Origin of the sequence: Streptomyces sp. NPDC008079 (assembly GCF_042957385.1) — a bacterium.
Taxonomy (GTDB): domain Bacteria; phylum Actinomycetota; class Actinomycetes; order Streptomycetales; family Streptomycetaceae; genus Actinacidiphila.
Genome location: NZ_JBIBIC010000012.1, coordinates 213,671 through 227,465, shown reverse-complemented (window position 1 = coordinate 227,465; position 13,795 = coordinate 213,671). Strand labels below are relative to the sequence as shown.

Genomic DNA, 13,795 nt, shown 5'->3' with positions numbered 1-13,795 from the left:
CACGGTCACCTCCACCGTCTACCAGTACGACCCCTACGGCGCCTACCAGACCACCACCGCCACCGGATCAGCCGCAGCCCAGAACCCCTACCGCTTCGTCGGCGGCACCTACGACCGCACCACCGGCTGGATCAAATACGGCCAACGCTGGTACAACCCCACCACCGGCCGCTTCACCACCCAGGACGCACTTTCGTTCCTCGCCGACCCCGCCCAGGGCAACCGCTACGCCTACGCAGGCGACGACCCCATCAACAACACCGATCCCACCGGAAAGAACTTCCTGAGCGACGCCATTGACAAGGTAGGCGAGATCACGGGATATGTCTCCGGCTGCTTGGCGGGAGTTGGAGCCGCCTCAGAGAGCGGCATCATTATGTACGCCAGCATCTACGGCCCGGTGGGCACAGGCACCGCAGTTGTGGCCAGTTGCGGGGTAGGAGTCGCCGCCTCCAAATACGGCGCTGACATCATTTCTTACGGATGAAAAGAAGGAGCAGGCCGAAGTAAACCCACCGATTGCCAGAGTTCCTAGGCAACAGACCCAGGAGAGCGCGTCAATAGTCGCGTGACCGCGGGAGACGATTCCGCGGCCACGCGACCAGCCCAATCCCACACGTTCACATCCCTTATCAGGTCAACTATATTAAGATTGGTGCGCAATGGGAAAATCGGGTCCGAATATGGCGCGGCGAATGGTGATCTTCATCATCATCACGTTCATTGCTGCCGTATTTCTTATCATCCAGGGAAGTAACGAGGAGGGCGCAGGCGGAGTGGCATTCATCTGCGTGGGAATCGTTACGCTCGCAGCCGCCGGAACGCTGACCTATCTCATGCTGCGCGGTCCGCGGCGTGAATGATTCTGCTGGGGGATGGCAGCGGCGGGAGCGGAACCACACAGTCAGTTGACCCGTGAACAACGGTCACCCACGACCGAGCAGTACGGCGCCGACGAACACTCCTGACGGCACGGCCCTCAGCGATGGGGGTGCCGGTAGCCGGGATGGCGCTGCGGGGTCGCGGTCCCGTCGAGGCGCTTGCGCGGTTAGGCCTTCGATGTCTCGCGGGCGAGCGCGCCGATCCGGCGCCGCAGTTCCTCGAGCCAGGCCAGCCGCAGACCGACCGCCGTCCACGGGACGGCACCGGCGGCCAGCGCCAGGAGCAGCGGGCTGTCTCCGCCGTTCGTGACCGCCGCGTCGACCGGGTACACCCGGTCTCCGCTGGTCACCGCGCTGCTGGATGGTACCCGCCCACTATATTCGTACAAGTGAACGATTTTGAGCGGGACTCTGAGCCGAGCCGGATCGTCCGTCTGCGCGCGGTGGAGCAGTGGCTCTCGTTCCACCTCCAGCGCACCCGCGACGAACTCGCCCGCCTCGAGCGGGCCGCCCGCCTCGAACAGCTCGCCGCCGAGCAGGCCGGGCGGCGCCGCCGCGCGCTGGCCGGGTGGACTCTGGAGCGGCGGTGGAACGGCGACGTCGTCCACCACGGCCCGTGCCTGCGGCGCACGGACGGCAGCTCGGCCCCGCTCGCTGGGCACGAGGCCGCCCGCGCCCTGCTGGACTCCGGCCGGGCGGCCTCGTGCCCGGCCTGCGCCGTGAAGGTTCTCGACGAACCGTCGTAGGCACACCCCGCGCGGTCCCGGCGTGCGGGGGCGAGGCCGGGTCCGGGGTGCCGGACCCGATGCGGTGGCGCAGGCTGGCGGTGTGGAGGACCCGATACAGGTAGCGCTCGCCGAGCCGGTGACGTCTCTGCCCGCCGGTCCGGGATGGTGGTTCGAGCCGAAGTACGACGGTCACCGGATGGTCATGCGCCGGGAGGTCGGCGGCGTACGGTGTCAGGCCCGCTCCGGCCGGGACAGCACCCGGTCCTGGCCCGACCTCGCGGCGGCCGGGACGGCACTGGAGCCCGGCACGGTCCTGGACGGCGAGGCCGTCGTCTTCACCGGCGGCGTCATCGACTTCAGCGCCGCGCAGAGCCGGATGGCCTCCTCCCCCGCCCGTGCCGCCGCCCTCGCCCACGACCTCCCCGCGTCGTACGCGGTGTTCGACATCCTCGCCACCGCCCGGCTCGGCGACGTACGGCCCTGGCCCTGGACACAGCGGCGCCAGCTGCTGCTCGACACACTGGAGCCGCTCGGGCCGCCGATCCAGCCCGTCCCGGCCACCGACGGCCGCGATGTGGCCCTCGCCTGGTACGAAACACTCCGCGCGCAGGGCATCGAGGGCCTGGTCGCGAAGCGCGGCGACGGACGGTACCGGGCAGGACGAATCTGGAAAAAACTCCGCCACTCCGACACCGTCGACCTTGCGGTGGTCGGCTTCACCGGGAGTCCCCGCCGGCCCCGCGCCCTGGTGGTCGAACTGCCCGACGGGCGCCGTGCGATCTCCCAGCGCCTCGATCCGCGCACCGCCGCCACTGCGGCCGCCCGCCTCCGCCCGGCCGGCTCCGGCTCGCTGGCCCGCTCCACCGCAGGAGACCCCTACACGCCGGTCGCTCCGGGCCTGACCGTGGAAGCCGCCGCGGGAACCACCCGCCACGCGGTCGTCACCGTCACCCGCGTGCGGTAGGACCGGAAGGACGTCCGACACGGACGGCGAGCCCGTGCACACGGTGCGCGGCGTCGCCGTCAGCGGCGACGCCCTTGGAGCGGCCCGTCAGCCACACGGTCGGGCTGGACGTGCGTGCGCATGAATGGTCTTTCTGGGCAATCTGCCCACATGATCATGATCCAGACAGGCCGGTCACTGTGTGATCCGGACCACTTCTGTCCCGGTTTTTGAACGTCTTCGCAATTGCAACTCGCATCCCGCCTGGTCACAGCGATGCCCCCCGCTTAGATACTACTAATTGTGCTCACTCATGATCATTCAGTGATTTTTTTCGGGGCAACGATGCGTGAGCGGCCCCCGAAATCGCTTGAGTGGTGCTGAGGCCAAACCTTCGGCACGGTGCCGAGGGCCCCGGGCCGACCCCCGTCAAGGAAGCACGATGACGTCTACGCACGGAGGCCGCTGTGAACGATGACGTTCCGGCCGCCGCACCAAGGAGCGGAGGCCAGCCCGTCGGCGCCCTCCACCCCCTTCCCCTGGAGTTCGAGGCCCTCTACCTGGGACACCAGGAGCCGTTCCACGAGTACGCGGAAGTCACCATCGGCAGCCGCCGCGAAGCCGAAGAGGCGGTCCACCGCGGATTCCTGGAGATCCTGGGCAACTGGGACGCCCTGCTGGGCGACGGCAACTTCGAACAGCAGGCATGGGCGATCATGCGCCGGACCGTGGTCCGGCAGCTGGAGGCCGAAGGCCGCGCGCCGGCCCTGGTCGACAACGGCCCGCTCTTCCAGGCGCTGTACACCGCGCAGATGGAGTCCGCCCGCGGCCAGCTCCAGTTAATGGACAGCAGCCAGGGCCTGTACGCGGCCATCGCCGACCTGCCCTCGCGCCAGTTCGACGTCATCGTGCTGCGGTTCATCCTCGGTTACCCCACCACCCGTATCGCCTGGCTGCTGGGACTGAAGAACGAGCGGACCGTCGACTACCACGTCCGGAAGGCCAAGGAACGCCTGCGCGTCCAACTGGGCCTGCCCGCCGAAACCGCCACCGCCCGGAAGGGAGCACGACAGTGACCTCCGCCGCCCTGAACAGCCTGCTGGACAACGCCTCCATCCCCACGTCCTCCCGCACCTTCGACGTCGGAGCGGGCCTGCGCCGGCTCGCCGCGGACGCGGCGACCGGCGGACCGACCCGCGAAGTCGTCCGCGCCGGACAGGCCAGGCAGCGCCTGACCGTCGTGTGCCGGTGGGTCCTGAACACCCCCGGCGCCGCAGCCCACGTCGACCGCCTCGCCCAGGTCGACGAACGGTGGGGCACCGACACCACCGTCACGATCCTGCCCGCGGCCGAACGCCGCTGCCTGGAGGAGATGCTCGACATCCAGGGCGCCGTGGTCTTCGCCTGCCTGCTCAGCCTGACCCACCAGCCCGAGAGCGCCCAGTTCTGGTGGCAGCTCGCGGCAGGAGCGGGCAGCCGGATCGCCGCCTACTGCCTGCACCTGGACCACCTGGTGCTCGGGGAGACCCGCGAGGCCCAGCACTGGTACCTCCAGACCATCCGCACCATGGAGGAAGCCTTAGACATCGCCCCCGACCGCGACTTCCTCGAGGGACTCGGTGTCGTGGCCCGCTACGTACGGCGCAACGGATCCGCCTCCAGCACAGCACCGCCCGACGGGCTGGAAGCCGAAGTCGACCGGCTCGCGTCCCGCGACCCCAGCGGCATAGTCAGCCTCCCCGACCGCCGCCTCGTCGACAGCCTCGCCGACTTCGCCAGCCGCCGCTGATCTCGATCGTCTTGGCCGTCGGTAGCGGAAGGTCGTCGAGCTCCTCGTCGGACAGCGAGACCAGCGTGCCGTCCGGCGCCTCCCACGCCCGGCCGATCGCTCCCTGCTCCAGACGCTCGCCGTCGGCGGGGCCGCCCGGCGTCAGCGGGCCGTTTGGGGGCGGAAGGCCGGGTTTCACCCGAACACGCCGAAGGGTCCGTACTCGGGAGCACGGACCCTCCGTGACGCAGTGGTCTGCGTCACATGTAAGGGGCGCCGGGCCAACGGCACCGCCTTGATCGACTTCGTCCCGCTTCAAGGACCGGAGTCATCAGGGAGTCTCGGCATTTAGAGCCCCTCCACCAACCTACTCGGACACCACCGGACAGTGAACCCTTGACCAACTGCGACCGCCGCTGGTCGGCGCGCCAGTAAGTGGTCTAGACACGAGGCTCCTGGACCCGGCTTCCGGACAGTTCCGGATGCTGCCGGACACCCCCGGACCTTTGATCATGCAATTGCGTCTGACCGGCCGCGCTGCTGCAAAAGCGCACCATCATACCCTCGCCCGCCGACACTCCGGGCGGCACATCCGCGCCCCTCAACTCATGTAGTAGGCACCGGTATCCGACCGGTCCGGAGCTACTTGTGTTCAGGATCAGACAGAGGAAGAGTGTTATCTGGTGGCCGTACTTTCAGGTCACTGGGGCGGCCAAGCCCCGCAATACCCCGTCCCGCTTCAAGACTTCACTCTGAGGAGTCGCCATGTTCCGGCGCCGCCAGTCCACTTCGTCGTACCCGCTTCCCGTCCCGGCCAGCACCTCCGCCGGGGGCGGATGCGTCATCGACGCGAACACCCCCAGGCCGGGCTTCGGCTTCACCCGCCGCGCCGTCCGCTGGCAGCTCGCCGCGCTGGCCGTCATCCTGCTGGCCACCATGGTCGTCCTCGGCTTCGCCGTCGAGGTGACGGCCGCGCTGCTGGCCGCGGTGCTGGCCGGCGTCGCGATCGACGCGATCACCGGCGCCGCCGGCAGCCGGACCGCCAGGCGTGCCGCGCCGGGCAGGAGCGCCCGATGAGCGTCAGCCCGACCGGCCGCCAGAGGGTCGGCGCGCTCTCCCAGCTGCTCGCGCAGCACGAGGTCAGCAGCATGGACGCGGAGATGGTGGGGATGACCACGCCGCACCTGCTGCTCACCTACATGCGGATCCGCTCCGGCCTCACGCCCAAGGCCATCGCGCTCAAGCTCGGCGAGATCGGCATCGGGATCAGCCCCTCCGGCGTGCAGCGGATGTTCAGCACGGACGTCCAGTTCGCCTGGCGCACTGTCTCGCAGACGGCGCAGATCCTCGGCGCCGAGCCCCTGGAGATGGACATGCTCCGCAGCGTCTGGGAGGGACAGCGCGCCCGCCTCAAGCTCGCCGCGGGGAAGACCGTCCGCGGACGCGAGCCCGACCCCATCGAGTGCTCCACCTCTGCGGAGTTCATCGAGAAGCTCAACGACGTCCTGGTCTGGGCGGGCGAGCCCTCGCTGCGCCAGCTCGCCGACGCCAGCGGGGGCCTGCTGCGCCGCAGCACGATCGGCGACATGCTCAACGGCTCGAACCTGCCCAGGGAGAACACCATGGTGCGCTTCCTGGAGGTCTGCGGCATCACCGACATCGCCACCTGGACCGTCACATGGCGGCGGCTGCGGATAAAACAGCGCAAGCGCGCCGCCGCCCTGCGCAACCTGCCGCCGCTCAGCGAACGCCTCCTCTGACCGCCGCGCACAGAACCGAGGCCCCGCACACCACCGTGTGCGGGGCCCCGACCGCGGGCCGGCCTTCGACCTGCTAGCTCCGGCCAGCCAGCACACTCCACCGCAGGAGACCCCTACACACCCGTGACCCCAGGCCTGACCGTGTGGCAGGCCTCAAGCTGCACGCCGCCGACGACCAGCTCGCCGTCACCGGCTACGACTATGACACCTCCGTCTACGCCACCCCCGCCGCCGCCCGCGCGTCACCGACCCGGGCACGGTCCTGGTCTCCGGCCGGCTGCTCACCGACATCGCCCGCACGCTGCGCAGCGACGTCTACTCTGCGCACCCTCCCGCCCGCGCCCCACTGCACTGGCCCCAGTGGGACACCACCGACCCCGAAGGCGCCGATCTCCGCAGCGCCGCCGTCGGCCAACTCAGCCTCCTGTACTGGATCAACCGCACCACTCAGCCGCCGCACCTGTACGTCCTCGACATCGTGTGGGCCGGCTGAATCGTCCGAAAACACGGTTCAACCCGGCTCGAAGCGTCTATAGCGTCCGATACGAGCGAAAGGAATGTCGGATGCGCACCTCTTTAGCAGCCCGCGCGCTCGCTGCTGCGGGTATCAGCACAACGCTGCTCATGTTGTCGGTGCCGCAGGCGCACGCTGAAGGCTATGTAAAGACCTACTGGAACAACGCGTGGGCTGGGAACGAGAGCCGGACGTGGACAGACAAGAACACTGATGGGACCTGGACTACCCTGCGGTTCACTTCTTGCCGGGTGAAGTATGCCACCAGCGTCACGGTCGTCGTGAAGCTGATGAAAGAACGCATCGGGCCAGATCAAAATCGCGGCAAGCGCACTTTCCACTGCGCCAGTTCATCCACGCAGAATTGGGGGCGCCAGCCGAAGGGCAAGTATCACTACACGATCGACAGCGTCAACGGCCGCGCTGATGTGACCCTGCGAAGCAGCACCGTGCAGTTTTGGTACTGATCTCACCCCGGAGGAGTCGGCAAGCCTAGATGCCTGCCCAGCGGGCGGAGACATACTGGGCAGGCATCGCCCGGCCGGTGCGTCATCCCCTCGGGCGTGATCGGCACGATGTCCAAGTCCGCGAGATCCAGCACCTCGAACAGCGCCGCCGCCACCCGGCTCTCACCCATGGGGTTGTCGCCCCAGTCCGCATCCGGGCTGATCTCCAGGAAGCCCGGAGTCTCGACGAAGACACGCTTCCGGCTCGCCTGGCCTTTGAGCTCGCTGAGGAGCCCGACCTTCCCACGTTCACGACGTAGTCGAACGGCAGCGCCTCTTCGGGCACGTTGTCGGCCCAGTCCTCGAGGCTGCCCTGAGGGTAGATGCCGGCCGCGACGACCGCGGCGTCCTCGAGCCACGCGGCCGACAGCCAGGCACTTGATCACCTGCCCGACCGTCTGCGGGACATGGTGCAGGCGTTCCTGCCGCACTGCGGACTTTCACGGGACAGCGAGTAGGCAGGGGCCGTACGGGACGTCAGAACCGTCGTCCTGCCCGGTGCTTCCTGGGGCAGGACGACGGTCTCGTCCGGCGGTCCTTCCAGGTATCGGGGTGTAAGAGCGGGTGAACGTCGGTGTGGGGCGGACAACCCTCGTCCACTACCTAGTAATGTTCGGCCACATGAGCATCCCGAACCCGCGAGGGGACCGAGAGAAGCTAATCACCTCTCTCACACCCCAGTTGCGCAGGCATCTGAAGATCCGTGCCTTCGAGCACGGCATGGACATCCAGGACGCCACCGAGCATGCAATCAAGGCGTGGTACGCGGCTGATGGTCTTCCCGAAGCCGAGACCGCCGGGGCGAAGACCTGGGGCACTTTCCTGCCTCCAGGCGAGCCGGACCAATTCAAGGCGGTGTGCGCGGACCGGGGCGTGACGTATGTACAGGGGCTCGCACAGGCGTTGACGCTCTGGCTCGACAACCACCCCTCCCCCACTGCGCCTTTGGTGGCTCAGCCGGTGGTGCGGGTGATAATTGCGAATCAGAAGGGCGGCGTCGGCAAGACGTTCCTGGCCTCCGGGATGGCGCAGGCTCTCGCGGAAGGCGGCCACCGGGTCCTGTTGGTCGACTACGACCCGCAGGGGCACCTCACCGCGGAGCTCGGCTTCGAAGACCTCATGTACGAGGACGACGTCGAAACGCTGATGATGCACATGGACGGCACCGCGAAGGGCGACATCCGCGACCTCCTGGTCGCGCTGGACGGGGACGTTTTCGGCGGCCGGCTTCACCTGCTGCCTGCATCCGACGACGCGTTCATGCGGGACGTCGCCCTGTCCAAAGTCAGCTTCAGCGAGGCCGCGCTCGAGCGAGCACTGGAACCACTCGAAGCGGACTACGACATCATCCTCATTGACGGGCCGCCCAGCCTCGGACTGAACATGGACACCGCGCTGTACTACGTGCGCCGGCGCGAAGGCGAGCTGGCGGACCGGTCCGGCGTCATCACGCCGGTGTGGGCGAACCGGGCCTCACACCGCGCGGTGAGGCTGCTGAAGAAGCAGAAGGACGACTTGTGCGCCAAGGGGCGGATCCAGGTCGACTACCTGGGCCTGATCATCAACGCCTACGACAGCCGCCGAGGGAAGCTCGTGCAGGAGAACCGTGAGCAGTGGGAGAAGAGCACCACTCCCAGCGTGCTCGCCGTCATCGGGGACTTGAAGGAGGGGCGTGAGGCGGCCGACGGGGAGATCCCGCTGCTGGAGTACGCGCCGGACAGTGAACACGCGCAGGCGATGCGCGATCTCGCGAGGGAGCTTGCCGTATGACTGACCGCCGACGCATCACCCGGGGCTTCGAGATCAGCGAAGAGGGCGAGGGTGGTACTCCCCCGCCGCGCAAAATCCGTACCCGTGAGCAGATCATGAAGGGCGAGGGGAAAAGGCCGCCGGCCTCGGTGAAACTGACCGTGTTGGCGCACAATCCGTTCAATCCGCGCGAGGAACTCACCGACGTCGAAGAGACCGCGGAGTCCCTGCGTGTTCGCGGACAGCTCCAGCCGGTGGCCGTGGTGCGCCGTGCCGCTTTCCTGTCCGTTCACCCGGATCAGGAGAAGGCGATCGGCGCGGTGGAGTACGTCGTCATCGACGGCAACCGACGCCTCGCAGCAGCAGCCTTGGCGGGCCTGCCGGAACTTCGGATCGACGTCAACGACGACCTCGCGACCAGCGCGGCAGACATGCTGGAATCGGCGCTGATCGCGAATATTCACCGTGTGGACGTGCCGCCGCTGGATCAGGCCCGTGCCATACAGGAGCTGCTGGCCAAGCACGGTTCGCAGGAGGAAGTGGCGCGTCGGCTGGGCAAGTCCGGGGCGTGGGTGTCACAGCGGCTGGCTCTCTTGTCTCTGCAAGGCGACTTGCAGGACAAGGTCGCGAGCGGGGAGCTGACGGTCAAGGACGGTCGGCGTATTGGACGGCTGCCCGCTGAAAAGCAGCGGACCGAGGCAGATGCGGCTCTTAACCGGGTTAAGGCTCCGCGGAAGCCGCGAACACGCATCGCTCCGCAGGAGGCGGTCGAGGCAGCGCCGTCCTCGGGTACCGGTCCCGCCACGAGCGTCGAGGTCGCGGATGTATCCGTGCCGACCCAGACGAGCGGAACGGATCGTGCTGGAGGCAGCAAAGCGTCGGGGCTTAACCCGGTTAACGGTGCCACTGTCGACGAGGCCGTGCCGGACCTTCCCTGGGACAACCCGGCATGGTTCGACCGCATGCTTCGTCTGTACATGGCTCCAGAACAGCGGGAGGCTCTGGCCTGGCTGCTCCAGGCCGACAGATAGGTCAGAACGGAGCACGGCACCGGACTCCCGACGCATCCGCCCCTGTCGCCAGCCTTAACCCGGTTAAGGCTGGCGTGCTTCCGGAAGGCTGTCCGTATCAAGGCCATCGGGGCCAGGCTTCGCGCTCCACACAAAGAGGCCCCGTCCTCAGCGATTTCGCGTCGCTGGGGACGGGGCCTTCGATGTGGTGCTCGTGTGATCAGGTTGCCCAGACTGCGGGTGCACCTGTGTCGGGGGCAGGGATGCCAGCCGCGGTACTCGGGGCGGCGGGGCGGCGCATGGCGCTGATCGGCACGGCGCCGGTGTCGGTCGTCTTGCCCATACTTCGCGGGCTGATGTTGGCGATGAGCACGGCGGGGACTCTCCTCATACGGTAACTACCTTCCGCATGTTGTTGGCAAGTCTCCCGCTTCCCGAGGACGGGCACCATGTCACAAGTTGCAACCGCGCAGCACCAAACCGGTCCTGAACGCACGAAAGGCCCCGGACCGCAGCGGAGTTGCTGCGGCCCGGGGCCTCGTCAGTGCCGACGTCGGACGCCGTAGAGCTTCTGCAGGGCGGTGGCGAGAGCTCGCGGCTTGCGGGCGATGTCGCCGACGTTGATCGCATCCGGGCGTACGGGGTCGGCTTGCTGTGGGATGTTGACAGGCGGCCCGGGGGCGGGGGCGCTGTCCGAGGGGTCGTCGGCGGCGCGCCTGATGGGGATCAAGGGTGTGCACTCCTTGGATCAGATGTCGCCGTAGGCGCGGCGCTGGTGGGTGTGGATGAGCGTGGTGGCAGTGTCGGGATAGACGGCTGTGCCGAGCAGGTCGCCGGCCTCGGTCCACACTGTGTCGGCGCACAGGTCGGGGTCGGACCAGACGACGTAGGGCCCGTACCGCTCGAGTCGACCGACGTCGGAGAGGGTGTCTCTGTCGACCGGGACCGCCGGGTCGGCGGCCGTCGTGGTGCAATCGTCGTCGGCCTGGTCGTCGCGGGCGTCGTCGTCCGGGAAGTCCAGGGGCGGGGTGTCCAGCAGTTCGAGGGTGAGCACCTGGAGCCACATCGGATGGTCGCTGATGCGCGGCAACCCGAGGTGTCCGGTGACGCGGACGTGGTCGCCCGGGCGCAGCTCGTGCAGGACGGCGGCGGTCAGTTCGGAGGCGCTGACGCTGCACGGCAGCAGCATCTCGTCAACGAGTTCGTCGGCAGCGACCTCTTCGTCCAGGTAGCCGTCCAGGACTATCGCGTCTGCCGTCATCGCTCAGCCCGCCTTCGCCAGTGTGGCCGGCTGCGGGTGGGCGGCGTCGTATGCCTCCACGATCGATGCTTTGATGACGCCGGCGACGCCGACGTGGTGGCCGTTGGCCCGGGCCCACGTGCGGATCGCGGTGAGTTCCTCGCGGGAGCGCTTGGCGGGCTGAGGGCGGATCGGGGTGGGTACCTCGATCGCCGCGGCGCGGCTGCTGGCCTTGAGCTGCCGCAAGTGCTCCTCTTCGGCCTGGAGGTCCGCCCGGAGTTTGGCGATACGGGCCTCGACCTCAGTGGTGGCCTTGTCAGCGGCGCGGCGCTGGTCCAGGTCGGCGAGGTCCTGGCGGATGCGGCTGGCTGTGGCGCGGACGCTGGCAAGCGTGTGCTGCTCCGCCCACAGCAGCAGCACGTCGACGTCGGTGACGTCCGGCACAGTAGGCGTGGGCTTCGAGGACGGGGACTCCGGGGTGGGGGAGACCGCGTCATACGTGGCGGTGTCGTGGGCGGGTTCGGTCGGCTTCCCGGCCGGGGCGGCGTCGACGTCGTCGGTGGCCGGTTCGGAGGTGCCGGTGAAGGCGACGATGAGGTTCTCGACTTCCTGGCAGGTCATGCCGGTTGCCTCGGTGATGGCGAAAACGTCGGCGCCGGCGTTGTGCATCGAGATCGCCATCGCCTCAAAGGCGTCGAGGCCGGTAGTCGGGGGCTGGTCGGGCATTGCGGGCTCGTCTCCTGTCGGTTCGGGGTCTGCCGGGGAGTCGTCGGCCGGGGCGGGGATGAGGGGGAGCAGGGCGGTGACGGTGTCGATGTCGTCGGGCAGGGCGAGGGCGGCCAGGAGGTCGGCCAGGTCGTCCTTGTCACGGGCGTGGCGGGCGGTCATGTGGGCGGCGGCGCCTTCCTCGGTGGCTCCGAACACGGTCAGGGGGATGGATTCGGCTGCTGCGTGGATGTCGAAGTTGTCGTACATCTCGCCTCCTACGCGCCCGGCTTGCGGCGGGCGCGGGGCGGGTCGGACACGAACCGGGTCTCACCCGGGTGTGCGGCGTTCCACGCTTCGGCGCAGACCTTGTGGACGTCTTCGCCGGAGTGGGACTGCAGGACGGTGTAGTGGCCGCACAGGACGCAGCGGCCGCCACCGGTGAAGTGACGGCCGTCATGCCAGTCCAGGAGCGCTCGCTGCTGGACCGGCCTGGTCATGCGGCCTTCTTCAGCCCTAGGGCTCGGGCGAGGGTTTGCCGGTTGGCCGCGGCGCGTTCGGGGGTGATCGGGGCCCGCCAGGGCTCGTACGGTGCGGGCCGGGTGGGGATGAGCTCGAGGGCCAGGCGCTCCAGGGCTTCGCTGCGTATCGGCGGCGGGTCGACCCGGGCGCGCTGCCGGCGCTCGGCACGGCGGCGGTCGGCGGCGGCGACCTTGGCGACCCAGTCCGGTCCGAGGCGCTCCACCTGACGCTTGCGCAGTGTGGTGCGTTCGCGCGGGGTGGTGGCCGCCCACACGCCGACCGGGGTCAGCGCCGGGTTGGCCAGCGCCCATTTCAGGCAGTCGTTCACCAGCGGGCACTGCGCGCAGTCCCGCTTGGCGCGGCGGATGTCGACCGCGGTGTCGGACGACCCGGTGGTGCTGCCCTTCTCGTGGGAGAAGCGGCCGGGGTTGCTCTGGCAGGCGGTCGGGCTGTCGCTGCGGGGGAAGGGGATCTCCGTCGCCGCCTCGGTGATGTCGCTGCTGCTCACGAGGTCGCCTCCCGGGTGGGGACGCGGAGGCGGGCGAGTAGCTGCAGGGCGCTGGTGCGGGAGGTGTACTCGGTGACGGCGGGCCGGTTGCAGACCCAGCAGTCGGTGTGCGGGCCTGCCCAGGTGACGGCGCAGTGGGCGCAGGCGTAGTGCCGGGCGCCGGGACGGCGGCGGCCCAGGGCGCGGATCTGCGCGGCGGCCAGCAGGCGGGCGGTGGTCGGCTTCGTCATGCCGCGACCTGCCCGCTGGTGTGGGTGCCGGGGCGGTCGGCGCGGCGGCCGTTGACGGTGGGGACGTCGCGGTGGCCGGGGCCGGCCAGGACGGTGCGGCCGCTGTGCTTGCCCGCGTACATCGCGGCGTCGGCGGCGCGCAGCAGGCCGGACAGGTCGCGGGTGCCGACCAGGTCGGGTGCGGCGGCGCCGACCGAGACGCCCGGGGTGAGGTGCGTGCCCTCCAGCGGCAGGGGGGCGGTCAGCATCGTGTCGAGCTGGTCGACGCGGATCTGGCGGCGACCGGCGCCGATGTAGGCGGCGACGGCGAACTCGTCTCCACCGAGGCGGCCGACGACACCGCGGGAGCCGGCCCACTGGGTGAGCCGGTCGGCGACGGAGGCCAGGAGCTGGTCGCCGCTGGCGTGCCCGAAGCGGTCGTTGACGGTCTTGAAGTCGTCGACGTCGGCGAGCAGCACCAGGACGTCGTTGCCGTAGGCGCGCACGAGCCGGTCGGCGCGGGTGGTGAAGTCGTCGCGGCGCAGCAACCCGGTGAGCGGGTCACGGCGGGCGGCGGCGAAGCGGCGGTGCCAGATGACGGAGTGGACGGTCCATCCGGCCAGCGGGACGGCCGCCGCGGTGACGGCGGCGGCCGCAGCCGGAATGTGGGCCATGCGGCCCGTGACGTGCACGGTGGAGGCCATACTGAGGCTCCCTCTCGTGTCGGTGATGCGGGGTGGGTGCCCGGGGCG

19 protein-coding genes are annotated in these 13,795 nt (G+C 69.2%); 11 read left to right on the top strand and 8 right to left on the bottom strand.

All coding sequences use genetic code 11. The annotated features are described in order from the left end of the window. Together ACFZAM_RS24720 and ACFZAM_RS24715 are read left to right on the top strand one after the other, a co-directional pair. Positions 1-487 (top strand): RHS repeat-associated core domain-containing protein (locus tag ACFZAM_RS24720; protein WP_391049370.1); only part of this gene is annotated, 487 nt, incomplete at its 5' end. A gap of 208 nt (positions 488-695) precedes the next feature. Beyond that, positions 696-863, top strand: a complete 168-nt coding sequence (locus ACFZAM_RS24715; RefSeq protein ID WP_391049368.1) for a hypothetical protein — start codon at positions 696-698, stop codon at positions 861-863. Between the two features lie 185 nt (positions 864-1,048). On the opposite strand, the gene ACFZAM_RS24710 is transcribed toward ACFZAM_RS24715, so the two are convergent. After that, a complete protein-coding gene (locus tag ACFZAM_RS24710; protein WP_391049366.1) occupies positions 1,049-1,231 on the bottom strand; it encodes a hypothetical protein in 183 nt (60 codons plus the stop codon). 39 nt (positions 1,232-1,270) lie between these two features. Between ACFZAM_RS24710 and ACFZAM_RS24705 the strand changes: the two genes are divergently transcribed. The 9 genes from ACFZAM_RS24705 (at position 1,271) to ACFZAM_RS24665 (ending at position 9,880) form a co-directional block, all read left to right on the top strand. Next, a complete protein-coding gene (locus tag ACFZAM_RS24705) occupies positions 1,271-1,627 on the top strand; it encodes a hypothetical protein (RefSeq protein WP_391049364.1) in 357 nt (118 codons plus the stop codon). Between the two features lie 82 nt (positions 1,628-1,709). Beyond that, positions 1,710-2,573, top strand: a complete 864-nt coding sequence (locus ACFZAM_RS24700) for a DNA ligase (RefSeq protein WP_391049362.1) — start codon at positions 1,710-1,712, stop codon at positions 2,571-2,573. Positions 2,574-3,019: 446 nt separating this feature from the next. Continuing rightward, positions 3,020-3,628, top strand: coding sequence for a sigma-70 family RNA polymerase sigma factor (locus ACFZAM_RS24695; RefSeq protein ID WP_391049360.1), 609 nt, complete (start codon positions 3,020-3,022; stop codon positions 3,626-3,628). Beyond that, positions 3,625-4,341 carry a hypothetical protein gene (locus tag ACFZAM_RS24690; RefSeq protein WP_391049358.1) on the top strand — a complete coding sequence of 239 codons (717 nt, stop codon included), beginning with the start codon at positions 3,625-3,627 and terminating at the stop codon, positions 4,339-4,341. The genes ACFZAM_RS24695 and ACFZAM_RS24690 overlap by 4 nt, the downstream gene beginning before the upstream one ends. Before the next feature lie 744 nt (positions 4,342-5,085). Next, complete coding sequence (locus ACFZAM_RS24685; RefSeq protein ID WP_391049356.1) at positions 5,086-5,397, top strand: hypothetical protein; 312 nt, start codon at positions 5,086-5,088, stop codon at positions 5,395-5,397. Continuing rightward, positions 5,394-6,080 (top strand): hypothetical protein, encoded by a 687-nt coding sequence (locus ACFZAM_RS24680; protein WP_391049354.1) that lies wholly within the window; start codon positions 5,394-5,396, stop codon positions 6,078-6,080. Before ACFZAM_RS24685 ends, ACFZAM_RS24680 begins: the two co-directional genes overlap by 4 nt. A 564-nt stretch (positions 6,081-6,644) precedes the next feature. Next, on the top strand, positions 6,645-7,061 hold the full coding sequence (locus ACFZAM_RS24675; RefSeq protein ID WP_391049352.1) for a hypothetical protein: 417 nt from the start codon (positions 6,645-6,647) through the stop codon (positions 7,059-7,061). Between the two features lie 660 nt (positions 7,062-7,721). Then, positions 7,722-8,870, top strand: coding sequence for an AAA family ATPase (locus ACFZAM_RS24670; protein ID WP_391049350.1), 1,149 nt, complete (start codon positions 7,722-7,724; stop codon positions 8,868-8,870). Continuing rightward, positions 8,867-9,880: a ParB/RepB/Spo0J family partition protein gene (locus ACFZAM_RS24665; RefSeq protein ID WP_391049348.1), complete on the top strand. Its 1,014-nt coding sequence runs from the start codon at positions 8,867-8,869 to the stop codon at positions 9,878-9,880. Before ACFZAM_RS24670 ends, ACFZAM_RS24665 begins: the two co-directional genes overlap by 4 nt. Before the next feature lie 520 nt (positions 9,881-10,400). On the opposite strand, the gene ACFZAM_RS24660 is transcribed toward ACFZAM_RS24665, so the two are convergent. The 7 genes from ACFZAM_RS24660 to ACFZAM_RS24630 are packed head-to-tail and all read right to left on the bottom strand — an operon-like array spanning position 10,401 to position 13,747. Further along, the gene (locus ACFZAM_RS24660) at positions 10,401-10,589 is read right to left on the bottom strand and encodes a hypothetical protein (protein ID WP_391049346.1); all 189 of its coding nucleotides are present in this window, start codon (positions 10,587-10,589) and stop codon (positions 10,401-10,403) included. An 18-nt stretch (positions 10,590-10,607) separates the two neighbouring features. Then, entirely contained in the window at positions 10,608-11,120 is a 513-nt protein-coding gene (locus ACFZAM_RS24655) for a hypothetical protein (protein ID WP_391049344.1), read from the bottom strand. Between the two features lie 3 nt (positions 11,121-11,123). After that, positions 11,124-12,074: a histone-like nucleoid-structuring protein Lsr2 gene (locus ACFZAM_RS24650; RefSeq protein ID WP_391049342.1), complete on the bottom strand. Its 951-nt coding sequence runs from the start codon at positions 12,072-12,074 to the stop codon at positions 11,124-11,126. Between the two features lie 8 nt (positions 12,075-12,082). Next, a complete protein-coding gene (locus ACFZAM_RS24645; protein ID WP_391049340.1) occupies positions 12,083-12,304 on the bottom strand; it encodes a hypothetical protein in 222 nt (73 codons plus the stop codon). Continuing rightward, a complete protein-coding gene (locus ACFZAM_RS24640) occupies positions 12,301-12,834 on the bottom strand; it encodes a WhiB family transcriptional regulator (RefSeq protein ID WP_391049338.1) in 534 nt (177 codons plus the stop codon). Before ACFZAM_RS24640 ends, ACFZAM_RS24645 begins: the two co-directional genes overlap by 4 nt. Further along, complete coding sequence (locus ACFZAM_RS24635) at positions 12,831-13,064, bottom strand: hypothetical protein (protein WP_391049336.1); 234 nt, start codon at positions 13,062-13,064, stop codon at positions 12,831-12,833. The genes ACFZAM_RS24640 and ACFZAM_RS24635 overlap by 4 nt, the downstream gene beginning before the upstream one ends. Next, complete coding sequence (locus ACFZAM_RS24630) at positions 13,061-13,747, bottom strand: diguanylate cyclase domain-containing protein (RefSeq protein WP_391049334.1); 687 nt, start codon at positions 13,745-13,747, stop codon at positions 13,061-13,063. The genes ACFZAM_RS24635 and ACFZAM_RS24630 overlap by 4 nt, the downstream gene beginning before the upstream one ends. Positions 13,748-13,795: the final 48 nt, after the last annotated feature.